Consider the following 20,973-nt stretch of genomic DNA (forward strand, 5'->3'; position numbering starts at 1 on the left):
CGTGGCGACACCAGTACGGGCCAGGCCAGCCGGCGTCGGCCGCAACACCGAATCCCCGCTGCCGTCGCCCCCGGGCGCCAGCCAGGAGGAGATCCGGCGGCAGAACCTCGGCGCTGTGCTGCGCTACGTCCACCTGCACGGGCCGACGTCCCGGGCCGAGCTGACCAGCCGGCTCGGTCTCAACCGAAGCACCATCGGCGCCCTCGCGGCCGACCTGGTCAGCAGTGGTCTGGTCACCGAGGAGGCACCGACCACCACCCGCCGCGCCGGCCGCCCCTCACTGGTGGTCAGTCCCCGCTCCGACCGGGTCTACGCACACGCGTTGAGCATCGACGCGGACCGGCTGCGCGCCGCCCGGGTCGGCCTCGGCGGACAGATCCTCGATCTGCGGGAGATCCCGCGACCCACCGGCATGTCGGCGCTCGACGCCGTCGGCCCCCTCGCCGGGCTGGTCCGGGACATGGAACGCGCGGTGGGCGCCGACGCGCTGCTGGTCGGCGGCGCCGCCGCGGTCACCGACACCACCCGTGACCCGGACGGCAGGATCCGGATCGCCAGCCTCGACGAGACGCTCGGCGCCGCACTGGAGGCGGAGTTCAGCGCCGGTCCCGGGTTCGTGGCCGGCGACCTGGCCGACATCGCCGGCCTGGCCGAGCACGTCCGGGGCGTCGCGGTGGGCATCGACGACGTCATCTACCTGCATGGCGACCTGGGCATCAGCGCCGGCATCATCGTCGGCGGCCGACTGATGATCGGCCACCGCGGTCACAGCGGCAAGGTCGGCCACATGGTCGTCAACCCCGATGGCCTGCCCTGCGGCTGCGGTTCGCGCGGCTGTTGGGAGACCGAGATCTCCGAAGCCGCGTTGCTGCGGCACGCCGGCCGCGATCCGAGCGACCGCGCGGCGGTGGCCGAGGTACTACGCGCGGCGGCGGACGGCGACCCGACGGCCCGGCAGGCGGTCGAGCGGGTCGCCGACTGGCTCGGCTTCGGCGTGGCGAACCTGGTCAACGTGGTCAACCCGGACGCCGTGGTGTTCGGCGGCTCGCTGCGCGACATCTTCACCGCCGGAGCGGACGTGGTCCGGCACCGGCTCGACACCATGCCCCTGCCCGCCTCCCGCGAGCACCTTCAGTTGCGCGCGGCGGCTCTCGGCCGCGACGCCGTCCTGATCGGCGCCGCCGAGTTGGCGTTCGACAAACTCCTGGCCGATCCGCTGAACGTCGGCGTGGCGGGTCAGGTCGGTGCAGCCGAGCCCGGGTAGCCGCGAGTCGTCACCGAGCCGGCAGCTCCTCCACCAGACTGCTGCCGCTGCCCGGCCGGGACTCCCACGACCAGGTCTCGTGCAGCCGGACCCGGCCATCGGGCAGCACCGACACCTCGGACACACAGTGCCCGGAGGAGGTCTGCCCGTCGATGTTGAGCTGGACGTACCGGAAGTCCAGCCGGTCGCCGTCGCGGGTGCCGACGAGCCGGCCGCGCCGAATGGCCCCTCCGGCGTACTCGGCCCACACCTCACCGGCCGCCTCGTGGTACTCGAAGACGGTCTCGGTGCCCACCTCGCCGGCCACCACATCCGCCACCGCGGCGAACCGCCGCCCATCCAACGAGACCGTCATCTCGCCGAACCTAGTCGATCGACCCGACCCGTACGCCGCCGGCCGCGGGCGCCGACGGGCGCGGCCTCCGACTGGAGCCGGCTCGGCTCGTCCTGGCGGGTGATCGCCGAGCCCCCGTGGCCCCGGCGATCACCCGTTGTCGAGTCACGCGATCCGACGCACCCGCCGGACGGCGAGGTAGAGCAGGAGCAGGGCCAGGGCGACGAAGATGCCCGTCTCGACGCCCTGGAACAGCCAGAACCGGTCCGCTGGCTGGTACAGCTGCCAGTTGTACGCGCCCGGTTCGAGGCCCAACTCGGACCCGCAGACCCGACCGTCCGGCCCCTTTCCGCCCGGCGGGCACTGGATCCGGGTGTCCTCCGCGATCATCGTCCCGTCCGGGTTCCGGACGCCCTGGGTGAGGATCCAGTCCCCCCGGCTGATCTCCGGTGGCCCGTCCCCCTCGATCGGGAAGGTCTGGGTGCGGGCCGGCTGGTAGCGCGGTCGAGCGAGGATCTCCACCGCCGCCCGTACCCCGATGAACCCGGCGAGGGTGATGCCCATGGCGGGCAGCATCCGCTTCCACACGGTGCCGGCGAAAACGCCGAGCGCCACGGCGAACAGGGTGTAGCCGATCGGGACGATGCCCTGGAGGTCGAAGACGATCATGCCGAGCCGGCCCTCGTGCGTGGCCTGGGTGAGCGGCTCGACCCACCACGACATGCCGAGGCCGTAGAGCGACGCGAGAAGGACGACGGCCGCGCCGACCAGCCCGAACTTCACCAGGGCCCAGCGGGTCCGGCCGACGCCCTGGGTCCAGACGAACCGGTGCGTGCCGTGCTCCACCTCGCGGGCGACCAGTGGGGCGCCCCAGAACAGGCCGACCAACGCCGGGAGCGTGATCAGCAGTACGGCAACCAGGTTGAGACTGCCGTACTGGTTGCCGAAGCGGTGGAAGCCCGCCTCGCAGCTGTCCCGGGTCGCCTGCGCCACGTCGGCGCGGGCGAGCTGGCTGACGCACTCCGTCAGCCCGAGGTCGCTGAAGGTGTTGCGCATCGACAGGCCGATCGGCACCAACAGGGCGGCGAGCGCCACGAGCCCCAGCAGGGTGTAGAACGCCTGCTTGCGGTGCTGCCGCCAGGTCAACCAGATCATGCTGCTACCCCCCACTCGCTGTGACTGGTCTGCGTGCTGCCGTCGGCCAGGTAGGCCAGCACGATGTCCTCCAGGCTGACGTCGCGGACCGTCCAGGCCGGATCGGTGACCGGCCCGTCGGTGCGGACCAGCAGCGTGGACTGCCGGTCGGTGTGGCTGGCCCGGACCACCGCGGCGACGCCCCCGATTGCGCCGCCGTCGTGGCGTGGCCCGACGAGCTGCCGGTGCCCGGCGACCAGGTCGTCGACGGCGCCGGTGAGCTGCACCTGGGAGGCGTTGAGCACGATCAGGTAGTCGCAGACCCGTTCCAGGTCGGCCAGCAGGTGTGAGGAGAGCAGGACGGTGGTGCCCGACTCCGCGACACTGCCCATCAGTGACTGGAGGAACTCACGCCGGGCCAGGGGGTCGAGGCTGGCGACCGGCTCGTCGAGCAGCAGCAGCCGGGGTTGCTTGGCCAGCGCCAGGGCGAGTGCCACCTGGGCGCGTTGCCCGCCGGAGAGCTTGCCGACCGGCTTGTCCGGTGGAATGCCGAGCTGCGCCAGCCGGTTGCGGGCCAACGCCGCGTCCCACCGCCTGTTCAGCTTGCCGCCGACGACGACCAGCTCGGCCGCCGTGAAATCCCGGTACAGCGGGGTGTCCTGGGCGACGAAGCCGATGTCGGCCAGACCCTCCGTGTCGCCGTACGGCGACCGGCCGAACACCCGGACCGTGCCCGCGTCGGGTTTGAGGAGCCCGACGGCCAGGTGCAGCAGGGTGCTCTTGCCCGCGCCGTTCGGGCCGACCAACGCGGCGATCCGGCCGGCGGGCAGGTGCAGTGAGCAGTCCCGTAACGCCCAGGTGCTGCCGTACCGCTTGCCGAGCCGGTCTGCCTCCAAGACCATGTCCATCCCTTGTCCTCTCGTTTCGTTCACGCCACCGCTTCGCGGTCGCGCGAGTGCCTGCGGTGCCTGATGGTTCGCTCGCTCTGCTCGCTCACGCGGGCTCCTTCTGCGGGGCGTCGTCGGCGAGGGTGGCACGCAGTGTCGTCTCCACCAGGGCGATGACGTCCTCGGCCGTGAGGCCGGCAGCCTGCGCCCGGTGCAGCCAGGCGACCAGGTCGTCGCGCAGCTCGGCCTGATTGGGCAGGGACGCGCCGGCCAGGGTGCGCTGGACGAACGTGCCCACCCCGGGTCGGCCGCCGACCAGACCCTCGATCTCCAACTCCCGGTACGCCTTGAGCACCGTGTTGGGGTTGATCGCCAGGGACTGCGCGACGTCGCGGACCTTTGGCAACTGGTCGCCCGGTGTCAGCAGGCCGACCCGCAGCGCCTGTTTCACCTGCTGCACCAGCTGCATGTAGGTGTTCACCTTCGATCGGCTGTCCAGTACGAACTCGATCACTCCCGAAGATCCTTCCTGTTGTCCTACGACAGTAGGACTAATAGACAGCTTTATCGGAGAGTCACCGGCTGTCAAGTGCGGTGCCGGCCGGCGTGTCGAGCGTGATGGCACCGGCAGGCCAGAAGTTGGCACCGACGGGCCAACCCGACGGGAAGGGACCGGGGGCGATCCGCGTGGACGGGGAGGTGTTCGATGGCCACCGACGAACTGACGACGTCGAGGGCGACTCCACTACAGGCTGCTCGCGCCCGGGGTCGGATACGCGGGCGGGTGATCCTGCTCGGCCCGGCGTTCGTCGCCGCCGTCGCCTACGTCGACCCCGGCAACTTCGCCACCAACTCCGCCGCCGGTGCCCGCTACGGCTACCTGTTGGTCTGGGTCGTGGTGGTGGCCAACCTGATGGCGATGCTGGTGCAGACGCTCACCGCCAAGCTGGGCCTCGCCACCGGGCGTAGCCTGCCCGAATTGTGCCGGGAGCGGCTGCCCCGGCCGGTGAACCGGGTGCTGTGGGTGCAGGCCGAGTTGGTCGCCATGGCCACCGACCTGGCCGAGGTGATCGGTGGTGCGGTCGCCCTCTACCTGCTCTTCGGCATCCCCCTGCTGCCCGGCGGCATCATCATCGGCACGGCCGCGTTCGCCGTGCTCGCGTTGCGCTCGCGCGGGTACCGCTCCTTCGAGATCACCATCGCCGTGCTGCTCGGTGTGATCGTCCTGGCCTTCGCCGCCAACCTGCTCGCCTCCGGCTCCGATCCCGGCTCGGCCCTGGCCGGCCTGGTGCCGCGCCTACAGGGCACGGACAGTGTGCTGCTGGCCGCCGGCGTCCTCGGCGCGACCGTCATGCCGCACGTCATCTACGTGCACTCCGCGCTGACCCGCGACCGCATCCCCGCCGCCGACGACACCGAGCGTCGGATCCTGTTCCGCGGTCAGCGCACCGACGTCCTGCTCGCCCTGAGCGCGGCCGGCGCGGTCAACCTCGCCATGCTGCTGATCGCGGCGGCGAGCTTCCGGGGCGGTGGCCCGGGTGGCGCGGACACCCTGGAGGGGGTGCACGCCGGCCTCGGCCAGAGCATCGGCACCGCCGCGGCGTTCGGCTTCGCCGTCGCTTTGCTGGTGTCGGGGCTCGCCTCCACGAGCGTCGGCACCTACGCCGGGGAGGTGATCATGCAGGGTTTCCTGCGGCGGCGGGTACCGCTGCTGCTGCGCCGGCTGGTCACCCTGCTGCCCGCCCTGGTCGTGCTGGCCATCGGCCTCGACCCGACCCGGGCGCTCGTGCTGTCCCAGGTCATCCTCAGCTTCGGCATCCCGTTCGCGCTGATCCCGGTGGTGGCCTTCACCCGCCGACGCGACCTGATGGGCAACCTGGTCAACCACCCCCTCACCACCGCCGCCGCGTCCCTGGTGGCCGTGCTGGTGGTCGCGCTCAACGCGTTCCTGCTCTGGCAGGTCGCCACCGGCTGAGCCCGGCCGTCGGGTCGGTGCGAGCGGGTGTGCTCAGGTGCGGCGGCCCTCGTCGCGGGTCGGGATCTCCTGGCGCTGTTCGAGGGCGTCCGCGGGGTTGGCGTCGCCCGGCAGTGACGTCACCTCCTCAAGGGTGCCCGCCGGGTAGGCGCCCTGCTCGGCCAGGTCGGCCTCGGCCGCCTCCGGGTCCACGTCACCCGATACCCGGTCCGGCGGCCCGACGTCGAACGCGTCCTGCCGTTGCTCAAGGGCATCCGCCTCCGGAGGAGGAAGCGCGCTGTCCTGTTCATCTCGGTACGTACTCATTCGGAGCCTCCCACCGGCGGTGTCGACGGGCCGTCGGGCCGTTGCCTACCCAGCACCGCCGCACTCAGGCCGCCCATTCCGGTCGCGTTCCGCGCGATCTCTGCGAAAAATGCTCAGGCCGCGCGGCAGTGGCCGGTGGTCGCGCCCCGAACCGTGGTGGGTGACCCCAGGTCGACCGGGGCGAGACCGCCCGAGCAGGCCAACGCGCCGACCTGGCCGCCGGCGAGGATGGGCGCCGATGCGGTACCGGCCAGCGCCAGCGGGCCGGCCACCCGCGCCCCCACCAGCGTGACGTGGTCGGTGGTGCCGGTCAGCGCCACCGCGCCGCGTACCTCGGTGTTGAGCAACTCGACGGCGGTGGCACGGGACGCCGCCAGACTTCCGGTGATGGTGGCGTCCTCGGCGACCAGGGCGGCGCCCGGTGCGACGGTGACCGGGCCGGTCACGGTGGCCGCGCGCAGGCAGGTGACGCCGGCGGCAACCGTCAGCGGACCGGCGTGTCGGCCGGTTATCACGGTGGTGCAGGCCGGCGGTGGCGGGATCACCGTGGCCACGAACGCCTTTGCCGCCCCGATGTTGCCGACCGCGTCGATGCCCCGGTACTCGATGGTGTGCCGGCCGTACCCGGGGGACCGCTCGGCGAACGGGGACACCGACAGGCCGCCCGAGCCGAGGTTGCCGTAGACCAGGCCGTCCACGTCGGTGCCGGTGGCGGTGAACAGGAACGGCGAACGGGCGTCGGTGGGCCAACCGTAGTAGTTGTGCCACCCGTCGCCGTCGAGCCGGAACTCCGAGGTGACCTGCCCGGCGCCGTCGTCGGTGCCGGTCAACCCCATGGTGAACGGGCCGTTGTACACGTACTCGGTGGGTCGGCCGGGCCGGGTGGTGGTGAGCAGCGGCACGGAGAGCGCGTACGCCACGTCGGGCCGCGTCGCGTCGACCGCCCAGGTGCGGGTCACCGCCTTCCCGCTCGCCGGGTCGCTGACCCGGGCGGTCAGCCGATGGCTGCCCCGCGACAGGCGCAGGGCGCCCAGGTCCACGTCCCGGTCGGTGCCGGTGTCGGCCACCGGTCGGCCGTCGAGCGACCAGCTCACCCGCGGCGCCCGGTCGGTGGGCTGGCTGGTCCGCACGTACACGACATCGCGCGCGCCGACCGGTCGATCGGTCGCGGTGGAAGCGGTGATCGCCAGCGGCGGCGTCACCGGCGGGGTACGCACCGAGGTGTCCACGGTCCACGTGCGGGTCTGGGTCAGCGCGGGTGAGCTGCGGACCGCCGGGTCGCGGACGAACTCCGTCGGGTCGGTCACCGTGGCGGTCACCGTGTGCCGGCCGGGGGTCAGCCGCAGCGACCGCAGGTCCAGGTGGCGGGCGTTGCCGGTGCGCGGCACCGCCCGGCCGTCCACCGACCACGTCACGGTCAACGCGTGGCTCACCGGGTGCAGGGTGTCCACCCAGAGCAGTCGGTCCGCTCCCACCACCGGGTCGGTGGCGGTGCCACCCTGCACGATGCCGACCCGGCCCGCGATCCGTTCGGTCATCCGCTCCCGGCCGACCTGGTCGAAGTAGAAGCCCAACGACTTCATCATCGAGTGCCGGCTCGGTCGCCACACCCCACGCTGGAGGTAGAGACCGCCCTCGTAGCGGCCGATCGTCCCGCCCGCCTCACTCGGTTCGCCCAGCCAGCGCCACCACTTGGCCCGGGTGTCGCGCATCTGCTGCTCGGTCAGCACAGTGTGGTGCACCGAGTCCGGTTCCGGCCCGCGGTAGATGTCGCCCGGCACCCCACGGCCGTAGTAGTCGTACTCGTCCTGCAAGCCGCCGAGCGAGTGCCCCAGCTCGTGCGGGCTGATCAGCGCGGAGAGCGCGTTGCCGCCGGAGGCGGTGGCGTTGCTGCCGCCGGCCCCACCGTAGGTGCCGCTGTTGGCCAGCGCGATCAGCTGCCGATTGCCCGGGTTGGTGCCGACGGCCAGGTCGGCGTACGCGTTCGCGGCGGACCCGTCGACGGTGAGCAGGCGTTGCACGCTGGCCGGGTTGCACCCGCCCCAGAAGCCCATGTCCAGCGCGGTGTCCCGTTGCGGCGCGGACAGGCCGGGGTCGCAGTCCACCCCGGACTCGGCCGACACGATCTCGACGGCGTAGACGTTGAAGTAGCTGCGGTACGACTTGAACGGCTCAATCGTCCACAGGGTGTTGAGGTGCCGCTCCACGTGGGACCGGAACGTGGGCAGGTCCGCCTCGGTGTACCCGTCGCCCAACAGCACCAGGTTGAAGCGCGTCGCCGGGTCTCCGGTCACCTGGATCGGCACCACCGTGGCGCTGGCCGCCGACGCGGCGGACGGTGTGGCGGCGGCCGGTGTGCCGACCGTCAGTCCCGCCGCGACGAGCGCCGCGACGCACAAGCCCGCTCTGATCCGCACCCTGCGCCCCTTCCCATGTGCCGGTCGGCCTGACGGTGCCGGACGCCGGGCCCGGCAGGGCGCCGTCGTCCGGGTCTGCCACGACCGTGGACATCTGGGACCGTACCGGTCGCCGGACCCACAGGTAACCCTCGGCCGTCCTCGGTGGACCTCGGACCCGATCACCCCGGGACCGCTCGGCGCAGCCAGCTCGGCGTTCGGCTCGCGTCCGTGCCGCAATCACTCCCGCCCGGCACGGTCATCGTCAAACATCAATGGATCTGTCCGGGGTGTGGTCGTCGTTTTCGGCGGACGGCGTACCACCGACGGTCCCGGACGACCTTCGAGGAGAGGGATCAACCATGCGATTCAACGCACGACGGGCCGCCGCCGGGGCCTTCGGGCTCGTCCTCGGCGCCGTGCTGGGGCTGGCCCAGGTCGCACCCGCGCAGGCCGAGTCGAACGGCGGCGTACGGGTGATGCCACTCGGTGACTCGATCACCGACGGGTTCAACGTGCCGGGCGGGTACCGGATCAACCTGTGGCAGCGGCTCGCCGCCGGCGGCTACACCGTCGACTTCGTCGGCTCGGGGTTCAACGGGCCGGCCAGCCTCGGTGACCACGACCACGAGGGCCACTCCGGTTGGCGCATCGACCAGCTGGACGCCAACATCGTCGCCTGGCTGCGGGCCACCGACCCGCGCACCGTGCTGCTGCACATCGGCACCAACGACGTGAACCAGAACTACAACCTAGCCAACGCGCCGGCCCGGCTCTCCGCCCTCATCGACAAGATCACGTCGACGGCGCCGGGGGCGGACGTCTTCGTCGCCACCATCACCCCGGAGTCCGACCCGAACCTGGAGGCTCGGGTGCAGACGTACAACGCGGCGATACCCGGCATCGTGGCGCAGAAGGGCAGCCGGGTGCACCTGGTCGACATGCACGCCGCGCTCACCACCGCCGACCTCGCCGACGGCGTGCACCCCAACGCGGGCGGATACGACAAGATGGCGGCCCGCTGGTACGCGGCGTTGCAATCGGTGCCCGGCAGCCTGGTTCCGGCGGGTGTTCCGCCGGTGGGCACCCCGGTCGGCCTGGTCAACCCCGCCTCCGGGCGATGCCTGGACGTCTCCGGCGCCAGCACCACCGCCGGCGCCCCCACGATCATCTGGGAGTGTCACGGCGGCACCAACCAGCGCTGGACGCGTACCGCCGCCGGAGAACTGCGGGTCTACGGTGACCGGTGTCTGGACGTGAACGGCGGAGCCAGCGCCGACGGCACCAGGGTGCAGATCTGGACGTGCAACGGCACCGCCGCGCAGCGGTTCACCTTCCGTACCGACGGCGCGATCGTGCTGACCTCCGCCGGCAAGTGCGTGGACGTGACCTCCGGCGGCACGGCCAACGGCACGGCCACGCAGCTCTGGACGTGCAACGGCAGCGGCGCGCAGCGCTGGTCCACCCGGTAGCGGACGCCCGGCCGGTCCCCGGGACGGGGGCCGGCCTCGGGCGGGCGGTGAGCCGGGCCAGCGGCGCTCAGCCGACCGGCGCCTCGGGTGTGCCACGCCGGCGGGTGGCGGCGGCGAGCCCCAGCGCCAGCAGCACGCACACCGCGCCGACCAGGAAGAGCAGCGAGGCGGTCGGCTGGCCCAGCCACTCCCAGAACGGGTGCCAGGCCGGGTGCGGCTCACCGAGGTGGTGTCGCAGCAGGGACGGAACGCTCAGCAGGACCGGCAGCCACCACAGCACCGTGGCGACACCGACGAGGGCGTTCACCACGCCGCGGCGTCGGCGCCCCTCGGTGCGTCGACTGACCCAGCCGAAGACCACCCAACCGGCCGCCGCGCCCAGCAGCGTGCCGAGCACCCCGGCGGGGACCACCAGGGGTGGTGGCGCGCGGTGCACCTCGACCGAGAGGTAGGTGGCGTCCACGGCGGTCTGCGAGGAGACCGAGGCGTTCAGGATGGTGTCGCCACGTCTGGCGGTCAGGGCGGTGTCGGTGACCGCCTGCGGGGTGGCACAGAACTTGTCCGCGCAGCTGACGCGGTCGGACACCTGCGGGTCGTACACCCGCCAGCCGGCACCGGTCAGGTGTTCGCGGGCTTCGGTGACGATCTGCGCGGCGGGCACCGGCGGCGCGCCGAAGGCGGCGGCGCCGGTGGCGCTCTCCTGGTATTCGCCACCGTCACCGAACAACAGGGTCTTGACGGTGTTCAGGCGCAGCGCGTGCCCGTAGACGACGAACAGCGCGGGCGGGGTGTCGATCTCGCCGAGGTCGTGACCGGGAAAGACCTCGGTCAGGATGGCGGCGGCCTCGGCCCGGTCGGGCTGCGGCCGAGACGTCTCCCAGGCGGCCCTGCTGGCCAGCGCGCCGGTGAACAGGCCACAGATGACCGCGGCGAGCGGCACCAGGGCGAGCGCCGTGCCACCGGCCGGGCGGCCGAGGCGGCGCAGCAGTCGCCGTCCGTAACGGTTGGCCGGCGCGGTGCCGCTTGCAGACATAGCCACCTCTCCGAACCAGAATCAGGCGCAGCGACAGTACATCGACCAGGGGCTCGGGCGCGTCCCCGCGATGACCGCCACCGGTGGCCGCGATCGGCCAGGATGGGCGGGTGGCCGGGTCGCGGCCACGGCGAGGAGGGTGGGCGATGCGGGTACGCGGACGGTTGACCTGGCGGCGGTGTGCCGGCGCGGGGGCGGTGCTGGCCGCCCTGCTCGCCGGCGCGATACCGCCAGCTCTCCTGCTGGCGCCGACCGCCTCCACCGCCGCCACCTCCACGACGGGCGCGGCGGCCGGAACGGCGGTCTGCCAGGTGCGCGACGAGCGGCTGCGCGAGATATCCGGCATGGTCGCCACCGACGACGGGTACGTCGTGATCAACGACGGCGCGGACGACGAGGCCCGCCGCCGGATCTTCTTCCTCGACCGGCGCTGCGCGGTGGTGCGGGCCGTCCCCTTCCCGTCCCAGCCCCGCGACACGGAGGACCTGGCCATCGGCCGGGACGGCACCGTCTGGGTCGCCGACATCGGTGACAACGACGGCTCTCGGCCGACGGTCGGGGTGTGGCGGCTCGCGCCCGGGGCGACGCGGCCGGTGCTGCACCGGATGACCTATCCGGATCGTCCGCACGACGCCGAGGCGCTGCTGCTCGACGCGTCGGGTCGGCCGCTGATCGTCACCAAGGGCGGCAGCGGCACCGTCTACCTGTACGCGCCGAGCAGCGCGCTGCGGCCGGACGCGACGACGCCGATGGCGGCGCTCGGCCAGGTGACCCTGCCGACGACCACGACCAGCAACCCGTTCTCGTTCCTCGGGCGCGGGGTGGTCACCGGCGCGGCGAGCGCGCCGGACGGCCGGCGGGTGGTGTTGCGCAGCTACGCCGACGCCTTCGAGTACGACGTACCCGACGGCGATGTGGTCCGCGCGTTGACCGCCGGCAAGCCGCGGATCACCCCGTTGCCGGACGAACCCCAGGGCGAGTCGATCACCTACAGTCGCGATGGCCGCTCGTTGCTCACCGTCTCCGAGTCCGCCGGTCAACCAGCCGGCACCCGCCCGACGATCCTGCGCTATCCGGCCACCGACCGTACGGCCACCGCCGCCGCACCCCCGTCGGAGTCCGCTGGCCCGGCGGAGCCCACGGCGATCCGTCCGGCCGGCGGAAAGGTCGCCGGCGCGGCTGCGCGAACCTGGCCGCTGCTGGCCGGAGCCGGGACGCTGCTGGCGCTGCTCGGGCTGGCCGGTCTGCTGCGGTGGCGGCACACCGCGCGTCAGTGAGCGGACCAGCCCGTGCGGCTGGGGTTGACCAGGACACCGGCGACCGGCTCGGGCAGGCGGGCGGGACGGGCCGGACGGCCAACCCGTTAGAGTCTCGCCGTGATCGAGATCGGTGCCCAGGTCGACCTGTCCCACCCGCCCGACCGGGTCTGGCTCGCACTGACCGATCGGGAGTTGCTCGGCCGGTGGTTCGCCGAGGCCGAGACGGTGGAGGGCGTACCGGATCGGCTGCTGCTGCACACGGCAGCCCTGCCCGGCTTCGAGGCCGACGTCGAGGTCGAGGTGACCGAGCGGCAGGAGCCGGAACTCCTCGTCCTGGCCTGCGACGAGGCCGGCCGGCTCAGCGAGCTGACCTGCACGGTCACCGCCACGAAGCAGGGCTGTCGGCTGGACGTCCGGGAGGTCAGCACGCACGGTGCCTGGTCCGCCGACCAGCACGAGCCGCGCGAGCAGCAGCTTCGGCAGGCGCTGACCGTACGACTGCCGGCCATCCTCGACTGGCTCGCCTTCCAGCAGGTCGACCTGCGGCGCGGCGACGGCGGGCTGACCGCCGAGCTGCCGCTGGTCGGCCCGCGCGGCGGGGCCGGCCGCAATCGCCGTCGGCGTCGCACGCTGGTCGCCGGGGTGGTCGGGGCGGTGCTGCTGGCCGGTACGGCGGCCTGGATAACGCTGCCGCCCGAGTCGAAGCCGACCGCCACGTCGACACCGACGCCCACACCGTCGCCGACCGTGACGGCCGGCAAGACCGCCGTCGCGTCGGCGGCGACCCCGTCGGCGCGCCCCTCGCCGACGACCGCGTCGGCGAGCACCCGCCCGAGCCGGACCCCGTCAGCGAAGCCCTCGCGTACGCCCGCGTCGGCCCCGCCGCCCCCACCGCCCGCGCCCATGGTGGCCCGTTACGAGACCGATTCCAGCCGACTGTTCGGCTACACCGGCGAGATCGTGGTCGACAACCCCGGCAGCGCGCCGGTGGGGGACTGGGCCGTGGTCGTGACCCTCGCCGAGGGCACCACCGTCGACGACGTCGAAGGCGCGAACTGGCGGCAGGACGGGCGGGCGATCACCTTCACCGGAGGCGTCGTGGCGCCCGGCGGATCCCAGACGATCAGCTTCGACGTCCGCGACAGCCGGCCGAAGGCCCGCGAACCGGAGAGCTGCACGATCGCTGGCAACCCCTGCGCGGGCCTCTGACTAGGCTGCCCGTCATGGCACTGCTGCACAAGGCGACCCTGCGCCCCACCAAGCTCGAACTGCTGACGACCTGGCTGCCCGGCCGACCCTGGTTCGCCGGGCCGCCCGGTGTCGAGATGGTGAGCCGGGGCGCGTACCGCTTCGACGACCCGGCCGGCGAGGTCGGCATCGAGACGATGCTGGTCGGAGCCGCCGACGGGCCGGTCCACCACGTTCCGCTCACCTACCGCGCCGCGCCCCTCGACGGTGCGGACGCCTGGCTGGTCGGCACGACCGAGCACTCGGTGCTGGGCCGACGCTGGGTGTACGACGGTTGCGTCGACCCCGTGTACGCCGCCGCGCTCGCCCAGGCGATCTTCACCGGCAGCGGCCAGGCGGAGCAGTACTTCGAGGTCGACGGCCGACGTGAGGTGCGCGAGCCGACGGTGACCGTCGTGGTCGACGGCGCCGTCGACCACGACGCGCCCGCGGCCGGCAACGTGCGACGGGTCGTCGACGAGGACCACACGGTCATCGACACCGACACCGTCGAGCTGGTCGTCGTCCGGCGGCCGGACGCCGGGGCCGACGGGTCGACCGGAGCCACGCTGAAGGGCAGGTGGGACGGTCAGTCGACGACCGTGCCGCTGGCGTACGCCAAGCGGTTCTGACCTGGGAGGTGCGGTGGGCGGCCCGACGTTCCGGGCCGCCCACCGCGTTCACCACCGCGCCGGAGGCGGGGGCGGCGACACGGGTGGCCGGTCGTCGCAGGTGATGGTGTTGGGCAGCAGCCACGGGGCGAGCCACCCGCCGTCGTTTCCGCCGAGGTCGGTCAGGGTGAACTCCGACCCGGCCGGGGTGAAGTGGAACGATCCGCAGTTGTTGACGCCGACCGCGCCCACGTTGCGGGCGTCCACGTTGGCGAACGAGGCGGACCCGGCCGCGCGGGCGCTGACCACGGAGGTGCCGGTGCCGTCGACCCGGACGTCCCGGAAGCGGACGTCGGAGATCGAGTAGAGGTCCTTCACCGGCCAGTCGCTGACCAGCATGATCGCGTTGTACGTGTTGTCCAGGTACGCGTCGCCGGTCACCTCGATGCCCGCGTCGATGCTGCGATCCAGCGCGAAGATCCAGATCGCGCCGAGCCCGATGTTCCAGTTCAGCTCGTAGGTGCCGGCGCGGGCGGTGGTGTTGTTGGTGAACCGCAGGTGCCCGGTGAACGGTTCCGCGCCGAAGCGGGACCCGGCGTGCAGACCGCTTCCCTCGCGTACCGGATCGGCCACGAGGTTGTGCGAGACGGTGGTGTCGGTGCCGCCGTAGATGGCGATGCCGTTGGCCAGCGTCGGTGACTGCACGGTGTTGTGGTCGAAGGTGTTCCGGGCGTTCGCTGTCTTCTCCGACCACATCGCCAGGCCGTCGTCGCCGGTGTTGCGGACGAAGTTGTGCGCCACCAGGGAGTCGGTCACGCCGGTGTGGAAGTTGAGCGCGTCGGCGATCTGGTCGACGACGATGTTGTTGGTGACCCGGACGTTGCGCATCGGACCGTCGAACCACAGGCCAACCTTGGTGTGGCGCAGGTGGAGCCCGTCGATGGTGGAGTCGCTCATCGCTCCGCCGATCGCGTTGACCTGGTCGGTGTCGATGCGCTCCCGCACGTCGCCCTCGATGGCGAAGCCGGAGAGGTGCACGTTACGGCTGCCGCCGTCGGCGGCGTCCCGACCGTAGAAACCGACGCCGGTGTGCACCGAGCCGTCCGGCGCGGGCGTCGGCAGGGCGACCTCGCGACCCTTGATGATCGTGTACCAGTTGCCGGCGCCCTCGATGGTCACGTCGTCCACGATGATGTGCCGGTTGACCTGGTAGGTGCCCGGCGGGAGGTAGACCTTCAGGTGGGCGCGCCGGGCGAAGGCGATGGCCCGGTCCAGCGCGTCGGCGGAGTCCCGCCGACCGGTGGGGTCGGCACCGAAGGCGAGCACGTTCGCGGCGAGCAGCCGGACGTGCGGCGGCGCGACCAGCTCGGAGTCGAGCAGGTCGATGACGGTCCAGGCGGCGGCGCTACCGGGCGGCGCGGTGAGCCGGACCTTGTCGCCGGCCCGGTAGGTGCGTCCGAGCAGCAGTCGCTGCTCGTCGTAGAAGTGGGTGGGCCGGAACGGCGTGCTGATGCTCGGGTACGGCGTGGTGGCCGACGGCACGCACTGGCACTCGGTAATCCACCAGTCCGGGTGCAGCAGCCCGGCCTGGGGGTCGTTGGTGAACGGGTACTGGTTGTAGAGCCACGAGAACTGCGACGTGAGCGTCATGGTGCTCACCTGCCTGCCGTTGACCGCGACCTTCAGCGGTGCGGTGATCCCACCACCCTGGGGCGCGTCCGGGATGCTGTAGCGCACGGTGATCCCGTTCGCCGCGCTGGGCAGCACGAACTCGACGTACTCCCCGGGGGTGAGCCGGACCGCCCGACGGCCGGAGGCCTCGGCGGGCAGCGTGTAGGCGGACCGGTCGGGCCCGATGATCTCGCCGTTGGTGCGCGCGTTCTCCGCCTCCTGCTCGACGAAGTCGACGTCCGCGCCGCGCCCGGCGACCAGCGCCGGGTCGAGGGCGGCCCGGGTGACCACCGGCTGGGCACCAGCGGACGCGGGTGGGCTGGCGGCGGCCACGGTGGGCGCGGCGACCAGCACGGCGAGGCCGGCCGCGAGCGCGACGGCGGTACCGCTGGGCCGGCCGGGGCGTCCCCGCGCGGGCATGAGGCTGCGAAACATCGGTGACCCTCCTGGGTGGGTGGTGGTGGAGGTCCGCCCGGCGCTCCCCCGACGCCCGACATTGATCGTCATGATGCAGCACCACACATCGCACTGCAAGACGACTATCGAACAACGAAAATATACGACTATTAGGCCGCAAGAAATGGACGGTCGTCGAGTTGAGGTCTCGCGCGTCGCCCGCACCGGCCAGCTCACGCCCGGCGTAGGCTGATCCGCGTGGATCAAGAAGACCGGATTGCCCTCTTCCTCGACTACGAGAACCTCGCGTTGGGCGCGCGCGACCATCGCGGCGGCGCGGACTTCGACTTCCGGCCCATCGCCGACGCGTTGGCCGAACGAGGTCGGGTGGTGGTCCGCCGGGCGTACGCCGACTGGTCCTACTTCGACGAGGATCGCCGGATGTTGACCCGGTCGCACGTCGAGCTGATCGAGATCCCGCAGCGGATGGGTGCGTCCCGTAAGAACGCCGCGGACATCAAGATGGCCGTCGACGCGATCGAGTTGGCGTTCGAGCGTGACTACATCTCCACCTTCGTGATCTGTAGCGGCGACAGCGACTTCACCCCGCTGGTGCACAAACTGCGGGAGCTGAACAAGCGGGTCATCGGCGTCGGGGTCGAGGGGTCCACATCGGCGCTGCTTCCTCCGGCGTGCGACGAGTTCCTCTACTACGACCGGTTGGAGGGTGTGGACATCCCGCCGGCTCGTGGCCGACGCGCCCGTCCCACCACCCGGCAGGGCGGCGCGGAGCAGCGCCCACCCGAGCCGGAACGCGAACACGAGCCGGAGGTGGACCGCCGGCCGGCGGGGGAGGAGCCCGGCCGGGACGTGGACGCTCTGGCCGTGCAGGTCGCGCAGACGGTGGCCGGCTTGCAGGGCAGCGCCAACGGCGAGGTGACCGCCTCCCGGCTCAAGCGCACCCTGCTGCGCAAGGACCCGACGTTCAGCGAGTCCGACTACGGCTTCCGCACCTTCGGCGAACTGTTGCGCCACCTCGCCGAGCGCAACGTTATCGAGTTGGCCGAGGGCCCCGCGAAGGGCGACCCCGAGGTCTCGCTGCCCGAGCACGGCGACCGGGAGGTGGCGTTCGGTCTGCTCCGCGGCGTCGTGGCGGACCTGGGCAGCGGCGGCAATCCGGTGGCGTTGTCCGGGTTGAAGAACCAGGTGCGCCGGGCTCGGCCGGACTTCAGTGAGAAGAAGCTCGGCTACCGCAGCTTCCTACAGTTCTGCAAGGCCGCTGCCACGGCCGGCGTGCTCGATCTGCGGTGGAGCCCCGAGGCCGACGACTACCTGCTGACCACCCAGACAACCTGACCCCCGGGCCCTGCCCGCGTCTACCCCCGCCCTGCCCGCGTCTACCCCCGCCCCCTCCGGGTTGCCCCCGCCCTCTCCGGGTTGCCCCCCGCCCTCTCCGGGTTGATCAAGAGGTTTGCGTCATCGGGAGCGCGATTCGTGACGCGAACCTCTTGGTCAACAGCGGTCGAGCGGTGAGGGTGGCGGGGAGGGGGCGGGGCGAGGAGGGGCTGATTCGCAAGTCAGGGGCGGCAGAACCGCCCGTTATGGTTTCGAACCGTCAACGGTTGGCCCGAAATGCGCCTGGATTGTCACCCTTACCCCGGTCTGGGCCTACCTGCGACGTACCCTCCGCGCGGGAATTGCTATACGGTCGGCGAATGAAGGTGGAGGAGCACTGGTGGAACGGAGACACGACCCCGCGCGGGCGCAGGGACGTGTACATCCGTACTGATGGGCAGGGTTGGGAGGTCCGCGCCCAGATCGGTGGGGCGTCGGGTCGTGAGCGGGTGCAGCAGTGCCCCAGCCGGGCCTCGGCGGCCATCCTCGCCGACGCCTGGCGCGGCACCCACCCATCCTGGCGCGAGCTGAAGCAGCGCTGATCCGGCACCGGGCCGGGTCGGCAACGCTCCCGGGCTCCTCCAGCCCAGCGCGCCGCCGACCGGCCCGGCGCTGGTACATCGGTCCGCCGAAAGCGTTCGGCGACCACCCGCCGACGACGTTGAGAGCGCAGCTCAGCGCTTCTGAAACATGATGGAAGCAACGTCGGCCAGGAAACTCAGCGCCCAATCCAGCTGCGAGCAGTTGTTGCGACCCTTGCACTCAAGGCAGCCGCCAGCTCGCCAGGGCCCGTCGCGTGCCCGGGTCCAGTGCGCATCCAAAACCCGTTCGGCCGTGAACAACTCGGTCGCCCTGGACACGGGCTCGTCGATCGGCATGGTCGGCACCTTTCGCGAGACACGACCAGGTCGCCCAGCGTCGAGCAGTCTCACCGTCGCGTGGGCGGGTAGTGGCCCGCTCCGCCGCTTGCCGAACGAAGGAACCGACCACTGCATCCAGCTTAGAGACCTTTAGTACCTAAGGCAATGTTGGTCTTGAAGGCGTGCCAACAGCGTGATCCGATGGAGGGTGCCGAACGAAGGAACCTTCACATGCCCATACCTACCGGGGGATACCGCGAGGTGGCCGAGGATCTCGCCGCTCGCATCAAGAGCGGTGAGTACGGCGCGGGGGAGCGGCTGCCCACGTACAACGAACTGTCGGACCTCTACGACGTCAGTGTGACCACGGTCCAGCGGGCCATCATCGTTCTTCAGACGCGTGGTCTGGTGGTGGGTCTCCAGGGCCGTGGCCTCTGGGTCGCCGAGGACGTGGCATCTCCTCGGTCACTTGATGAGAAATAGCTCCTCGCGGGCAGGCTCGACTAGTCGTCATCAAGTGATCAAATGATGAGAAGTAGGTCTCGGGGAGCGGATTCGGCTACTTTTCATCACCTGATCAAGGGTTGTCGGCAGACCTCCGTGTCTCCGCCCTCAGGTCGGGTACCCGGAGGTCTGCCGGTCGCGCCCGATGGAGGTCGCCCATGTCGCAGGGTCCCGACGAGGACAACCCCAGGCTCGACGAGGAGATCCGGGAGGCCGAGCTGCGGCTCGCCGACCTCGCCACCTCGTCGGACGACGCGCTGACCGACGACGACGCGCTGACCGACGACGAGGCACGCGCGCCGGACGAGGCCCTCTCCGAGGAGGACGCCGACTAGGGGCCTGTCCGGCGTCCGGCCGGACAGGCCCCAGACGGTTCAGCGCTTGAGCGTGAAGGTGAAGTCGTCGGAGAGCTTGCCGCTCAACCGCATCGCCGAGACGACCTTCCCCTCCGTGATCAGTCGCTCGACCTCGCCGCGCGACAGACCGCAACCGTCGGCGATCAGTCGTGCCGGTCGGATCGGGATCCGTGCCGCGAAGCGGACCGCCACGTCGATCACGTCGCGGTCCGGGTGGTCCGATCCACCGGTGTCGAGGCGCCAGGCGTTGGTCCAGTCGAGGTTGAACCGGTTACTACGCTGCACGACCGGATTCTGGAGCAGTTCGGCGGTCAGGCCAGGGTCGTTGCGATGCAGCCGGTCCAGCAACTCGGGCGGGATGGAACGTACCGTCATCCGCTCCAGGATTGTGAGCTTCGCCGTCTCCCCGCACGCGGTGCAGAGCGCGAGAAGCCAGGCGTCGAGGATCTTGTGATTGGCATTGACGCGGAACTTGCCGCTCGCCCGCAGGCGTTCGGACGCGCACGCGTGGCATCGGCGGCTGACGATGGGCAGGCAGGTGGGCACGACGGCCCAATGTATGAGCACAGAAGAACACCCGGTTTCGGTGAGAAGTCCGCAGCAAGAGGAGCGCGGCGCAGATACGCGACGCGCGACAGATCAGCTCTCGGGGGGTCTCACAGGGTGTACAACGGCACGTCCTTGCCTAGACGACCAGGTTGCGCAGCACGATAACGACGCACCGCGGCGTCATTCCACCGGTTTTTCGCGCGCAGCTCGGCCGCCCGTTGGCGGGACGCGCCAACCGGGCGGGTGTCAGTCTCCGGTCAGGCGGTCGGGACCGGCAGCACCACGCCCTCGGCCGCCGACCGGTGCGCCAGCTCGATCAGCTCGACCGTGTCGACCGAGTCCCGTGGGTCCACCGGCATCGGTGCGCCGTCGCGCAGCGCCGCCGCCACCAGGGCGTAGAAGCTCTGGTACGCGCCTGGCTCGGTCGGCACCGGCCGCAGGTCGCCGTCGACGCCGAGCAGGCCGTAGCGGTCCGGCGGGACCTCGCCCCAGCCCGGTTGGTCCGGTCGGCCGCCATCGTGCAGCGCCGCCTCCTGCACGTCGAGGCCGTAGGTGGTGTAGCCGGCCCGGTCGCCCAGCACCCGCAGGCGCGGTCCGAGTTGAGCGGTCACCGCGCCCATCCACAGGTGCGAGTGGACCCCGTTGGCGTGGGTCAACGCCACGAAGGCGTCGTCGTCGACGGCCGCGCCGGCACGGCGACGATCCACCTCCGCGTAGACCCGTTCGACCCGGCCGAACAGCTGCACCGCCTGGTCGACGAGGTGGGCGCCGAGGTCGAAGAGAGCGCCGCCGGCCTCCTCCGGACCGGCGAGCTCCCGCCAGCCCGGCTTGATCGTCGGACGGAACCGCTCGAACCGGGACTCGAAGCGCAGCACCCGCCCCAACTCGCCCTGCTCGACGAGGCGGCGCACGGTCAGGAAGTCACCATCCCAGCGCCGGTTCTGGAACACCGTCAGCGGCACCCCACGCTCAATCGCCTCGTCGACGAGCGCGCGACCCTCGGCCGCCGTGGCGGCCAGCGGCTTGTCGACGACGACCGGCAGGCCGGCGGCGAGCGATGCGCGCGCCATCGGCACGTGCTGCCGGTTCGGCGTCGCCACCACGACCAGGTCCAGCGCGTCCGGCGTACGCCACAGCTCGTCGGCGTCGTCGACCAGGCGGGCGTCCGGGAAGTGCTGTCGCGCCTGCTCGCGCCGCTGCGGATCGCGGGTCACGATGGCGTCGAGCCGCAGCCCCGGGGTCGCGGCGATCAGCGGTGCGTGGAACACCCGGCCCGCCAGCCCGTACCCCAGCAGACCAACCCGCAACGCCTCCGCCATGCCGTGCCCCCGTTTCCCTGGTCCG

The 20,973-nt window shown here is 71.8% G+C and carries 21 protein-coding genes; 10 read left to right on the top strand and 11 right to left on the bottom strand.

What is annotated here, in order from left to right:
- Position 1: 1 nt before the first annotated feature.
- Entirely contained in the window at positions 2 to 1,264 is a 1,263-nt protein-coding gene (locus AB0J33_RS13165; protein WP_363612983.1) for an ROK family transcriptional regulator, read from the top strand.
- 10 nt (positions 1,265 to 1,274) lie between these two features.
- On the opposite strand, the gene AB0J33_RS13170 is transcribed toward AB0J33_RS13165, so the two are convergent.
- From AB0J33_RS13170 to AB0J33_RS13185, 4 genes are all read right to left on the bottom strand, one after another.
- Positions 1,275 to 1,619, bottom strand: a complete 345-nt coding sequence (locus AB0J33_RS13170) for a hypothetical protein (protein ID WP_363612985.1) — start codon at positions 1,617 to 1,619, stop codon at positions 1,275 to 1,277.
- A gap of 144 nt (positions 1,620 to 1,763) precedes the next feature.
- Positions 1,764 to 2,753, bottom strand: coding sequence for a transporter (locus AB0J33_RS13175; protein ID WP_363612987.1), 990 nt, complete (start codon positions 2,751 to 2,753; stop codon positions 1,764 to 1,766).
- Positions 2,750 to 3,640: an ABC transporter ATP-binding protein gene (locus AB0J33_RS13180; protein ID WP_363612989.1), complete on the bottom strand. Its 891-nt coding sequence runs from the start codon at positions 3,638 to 3,640 to the stop codon at positions 2,750 to 2,752. The genes AB0J33_RS13175 and AB0J33_RS13180 overlap by 4 nt, the downstream gene beginning before the upstream one ends.
- 85 nt (positions 3,641 to 3,725) lie before the next feature.
- Entirely contained in the window at positions 3,726 to 4,133 is a 408-nt protein-coding gene (locus tag AB0J33_RS13185; RefSeq protein ID WP_030335957.1) for a GntR family transcriptional regulator, read from the bottom strand.
- 192 nt (positions 4,134 to 4,325) lie between these two features.
- On the opposite strand from AB0J33_RS13185, the gene AB0J33_RS13190 reads away from it, so the two are divergent.
- Positions 4,326 to 5,594 (top strand): Nramp family divalent metal transporter, encoded by a 1,269-nt coding sequence (locus AB0J33_RS13190; protein ID WP_363612991.1) that lies wholly within the window; start codon positions 4,326 to 4,328, stop codon positions 5,592 to 5,594.
- Between the two features lie 33 nt (positions 5,595 to 5,627).
- Here the strand turns inward: AB0J33_RS13190 and AB0J33_RS13195 are convergent, their stop codons facing one another.
- Positions 5,628 to 5,900, bottom strand: coding sequence for a hypothetical protein (locus AB0J33_RS13195; protein WP_363612993.1), 273 nt, complete (start codon positions 5,898 to 5,900; stop codon positions 5,628 to 5,630).
- 113 nt (positions 5,901 to 6,013) lie between these two features.
- Complete coding sequence (locus AB0J33_RS13200) at positions 6,014 to 8,317, bottom strand: M64 family metallopeptidase (protein WP_363612995.1); 2,304 nt, start codon at positions 8,315 to 8,317, stop codon at positions 6,014 to 6,016.
- 341 nt (positions 8,318 to 8,658) lie between these two features.
- Here AB0J33_RS13200 and AB0J33_RS13205 point away from each other — a divergent pair, with 341 nt between their 5' ends.
- Positions 8,659 to 9,768: a lectin gene (locus tag AB0J33_RS13205; RefSeq protein WP_363612997.1), complete on the top strand. Its 1,110-nt coding sequence runs from the start codon at positions 8,659 to 8,661 to the stop codon at positions 9,766 to 9,768.
- Between the two features lie 67 nt (positions 9,769 to 9,835).
- On the opposite strand, the gene AB0J33_RS13210 is transcribed toward AB0J33_RS13205, so the two are convergent.
- Positions 9,836 to 10,807, bottom strand: a complete 972-nt coding sequence (locus tag AB0J33_RS13210; protein ID WP_363612999.1) for a hypothetical protein — start codon at positions 10,805 to 10,807, stop codon at positions 9,836 to 9,838.
- A 140-nt stretch (positions 10,808 to 10,947) separates the two neighbouring features.
- On the opposite strand from AB0J33_RS13210, the gene AB0J33_RS13215 reads away from it, so the two are divergent.
- From AB0J33_RS13215 to AB0J33_RS13225, 3 genes are all read left to right on the top strand, one after another.
- Complete coding sequence (locus AB0J33_RS13215; RefSeq protein ID WP_363613001.1) at positions 10,948 to 12,078, top strand: hypothetical protein; 1,131 nt, start codon at positions 10,948 to 10,950, stop codon at positions 12,076 to 12,078.
- Positions 12,079 to 12,177: 99 nt separating this feature from the next.
- A complete protein-coding gene (locus AB0J33_RS13220; RefSeq protein WP_363613003.1) occupies positions 12,178 to 13,269 on the top strand; it encodes an SRPBCC domain-containing protein in 1,092 nt (363 codons plus the stop codon).
- A 14-nt stretch (positions 13,270 to 13,283) separates the two neighbouring features.
- On the top strand, positions 13,284 to 13,919 hold the full coding sequence (locus AB0J33_RS13225; RefSeq protein WP_363613005.1) for a hypothetical protein: 636 nt from the start codon (positions 13,284 to 13,286) through the stop codon (positions 13,917 to 13,919).
- A gap of 48 nt (positions 13,920 to 13,967) precedes the next feature.
- Here AB0J33_RS13225 and AB0J33_RS13230 read toward each other — a convergent pair whose 3' ends face one another.
- Positions 13,968 to 16,004, bottom strand: a complete 2,037-nt coding sequence (locus tag AB0J33_RS13230) for a glycosyl hydrolase family 28-related protein (RefSeq protein ID WP_363613007.1) — start codon at positions 16,002 to 16,004, stop codon at positions 13,968 to 13,970.
- A 219-nt stretch (positions 16,005 to 16,223) separates the two neighbouring features.
- Here AB0J33_RS13230 and AB0J33_RS13235 point away from each other — a divergent pair, with 219 nt between their 5' ends.
- Positions 16,224 to 17,321 carry a PIN domain-containing protein gene (locus AB0J33_RS13235; RefSeq protein WP_363613009.1) on the top strand — a complete coding sequence of 366 codons (1,098 nt, stop codon included), beginning with the start codon at positions 16,224 to 16,226 and terminating at the stop codon, positions 17,319 to 17,321.
- Between the two features lie 359 nt (positions 17,322 to 17,680).
- On the top strand, positions 17,681 to 17,902 hold the full coding sequence (locus tag AB0J33_RS13240) for a hypothetical protein (RefSeq protein WP_030335934.1): 222 nt from the start codon (positions 17,681 to 17,683) through the stop codon (positions 17,900 to 17,902).
- A 132-nt stretch (positions 17,903 to 18,034) separates the two neighbouring features.
- Here AB0J33_RS13240 and AB0J33_RS13245 read toward each other — a convergent pair whose 3' ends face one another.
- The gene (locus tag AB0J33_RS13245) at positions 18,035 to 18,238 is read right to left on the bottom strand and encodes a hypothetical protein (RefSeq protein ID WP_363613012.1); all 204 of its coding nucleotides are present in this window, start codon (positions 18,236 to 18,238) and stop codon (positions 18,035 to 18,037) included.
- A gap of 213 nt (positions 18,239 to 18,451) precedes the next feature.
- Between AB0J33_RS13245 and AB0J33_RS13250 the strand changes: the two genes are divergently transcribed.
- Positions 18,452 to 18,703: a winged helix-turn-helix domain-containing protein gene (locus tag AB0J33_RS13250; RefSeq protein WP_363613014.1), complete on the top strand. Its 252-nt coding sequence runs from the start codon at positions 18,452 to 18,454 to the stop codon at positions 18,701 to 18,703.
- A gap of 179 nt (positions 18,704 to 18,882) precedes the next feature.
- A complete protein-coding gene (locus AB0J33_RS13255) occupies positions 18,883 to 19,059 on the top strand; it encodes a hypothetical protein (RefSeq protein WP_363613016.1) in 177 nt (58 codons plus the stop codon).
- Between the two features lie 39 nt (positions 19,060 to 19,098).
- Here the strand turns inward: AB0J33_RS13255 and AB0J33_RS13260 are convergent, their stop codons facing one another.
- Both AB0J33_RS13260 and AB0J33_RS13265 read right to left on the bottom strand, forming a co-directional pair.
- Positions 19,099 to 19,626, bottom strand: coding sequence for a DUF1062 domain-containing protein (locus AB0J33_RS13260; protein ID WP_363613018.1), 528 nt, complete (start codon positions 19,624 to 19,626; stop codon positions 19,099 to 19,101).
- A gap of 260 nt (positions 19,627 to 19,886) precedes the next feature.
- Positions 19,887 to 20,948 carry a Gfo/Idh/MocA family oxidoreductase gene (locus AB0J33_RS13265; protein WP_363613020.1) on the bottom strand — a complete coding sequence of 354 codons (1,062 nt, stop codon included), beginning with the start codon at positions 20,946 to 20,948 and terminating at the stop codon, positions 19,887 to 19,889.
- Between the last annotated feature and the right edge of the window lie 25 nt (positions 20,949 to 20,973).

This window comes from Micromonospora sp. NPDC049645 (assembly GCF_040675155.1).
Taxonomy (GTDB): Bacteria; Actinomycetota; Actinomycetes; order Mycobacteriales; family Micromonosporaceae; genus Micromonospora.

What these genes read in the sequence shown, in the direction of transcription:
- AB0J33_RS13205 (WP_363612997.1), top strand. Translation starts at nt 8,659, where the DNA reads ATGCGATTCAACGCACGACGGGCCGCCGCCGGGGCCTTCGGGCTCGTC.
- AB0J33_RS13180 (WP_363612989.1), bottom strand. Translation starts at nt 3,640, where the DNA reads ATGGACATGGTCTTGGAGGCAGACCGGCTCGGCAAGCGGTACGGCAGC.
- AB0J33_RS13170 (WP_363612985.1), bottom strand. Translation starts at nt 1,619, where the DNA reads ATGACGGTCTCGTTGGATGGGCGGCGGTTCGCCGCGGTGGCGGATGTG.
- AB0J33_RS13215 (WP_363613001.1), top strand. Translation starts at nt 10,948, where the DNA reads ATGCGGGTACGCGGACGGTTGACCTGGCGGCGGTGTGCCGGCGCGGGG.
- AB0J33_RS13250 (WP_363613014.1), top strand. Translation starts at nt 18,452, where the DNA reads ATGCCCATACCTACCGGGGGATACCGCGAGGTGGCCGAGGATCTCGCC.
- AB0J33_RS13190 (WP_363612991.1), top strand. Translation starts at nt 4,326, where the DNA reads ATGGCCACCGACGAACTGACGACGTCGAGGGCGACTCCACTACAGGCT.
- AB0J33_RS13225 (WP_363613005.1), top strand. Translation starts at nt 13,284, where the DNA reads ATGGCACTGCTGCACAAGGCGACCCTGCGCCCCACCAAGCTCGAACTG.
- AB0J33_RS13265 (WP_363613020.1), bottom strand. Translation starts at nt 20,948, where the DNA reads ATGGCGGAGGCGTTGCGGGTTGGTCTGCTGGGGTACGGGCTGGCGGGC.
- AB0J33_RS13175 (WP_363612987.1), bottom strand. Translation starts at nt 2,753, where the DNA reads ATGATCTGGTTGACCTGGCGGCAGCACCGCAAGCAGGCGTTCTACACC.
- AB0J33_RS13245 (WP_363613012.1), bottom strand. Translation starts at nt 18,238, where the DNA reads ATGCCGATCGACGAGCCCGTGTCCAGGGCGACCGAGTTGTTCACGGCC.
- AB0J33_RS13195 (WP_363612993.1), bottom strand. Translation starts at nt 5,900, where the DNA reads ATGAGTACGTACCGAGATGAACAGGACAGCGCGCTTCCTCCTCCGGAG.
- AB0J33_RS13240 (WP_030335934.1), top strand. Translation starts at nt 17,681, where the DNA reads ATGAAGGTGGAGGAGCACTGGTGGAACGGAGACACGACCCCGCGCGGG.
- AB0J33_RS13230 (WP_363613007.1), bottom strand. Translation starts at nt 16,004, where the DNA reads ATGTTTCGCAGCCTCATGCCCGCGCGGGGACGCCCCGGCCGGCCCAGC.
- AB0J33_RS13255 (WP_363613016.1), top strand. Translation starts at nt 18,883, where the DNA reads ATGTCGCAGGGTCCCGACGAGGACAACCCCAGGCTCGACGAGGAGATC.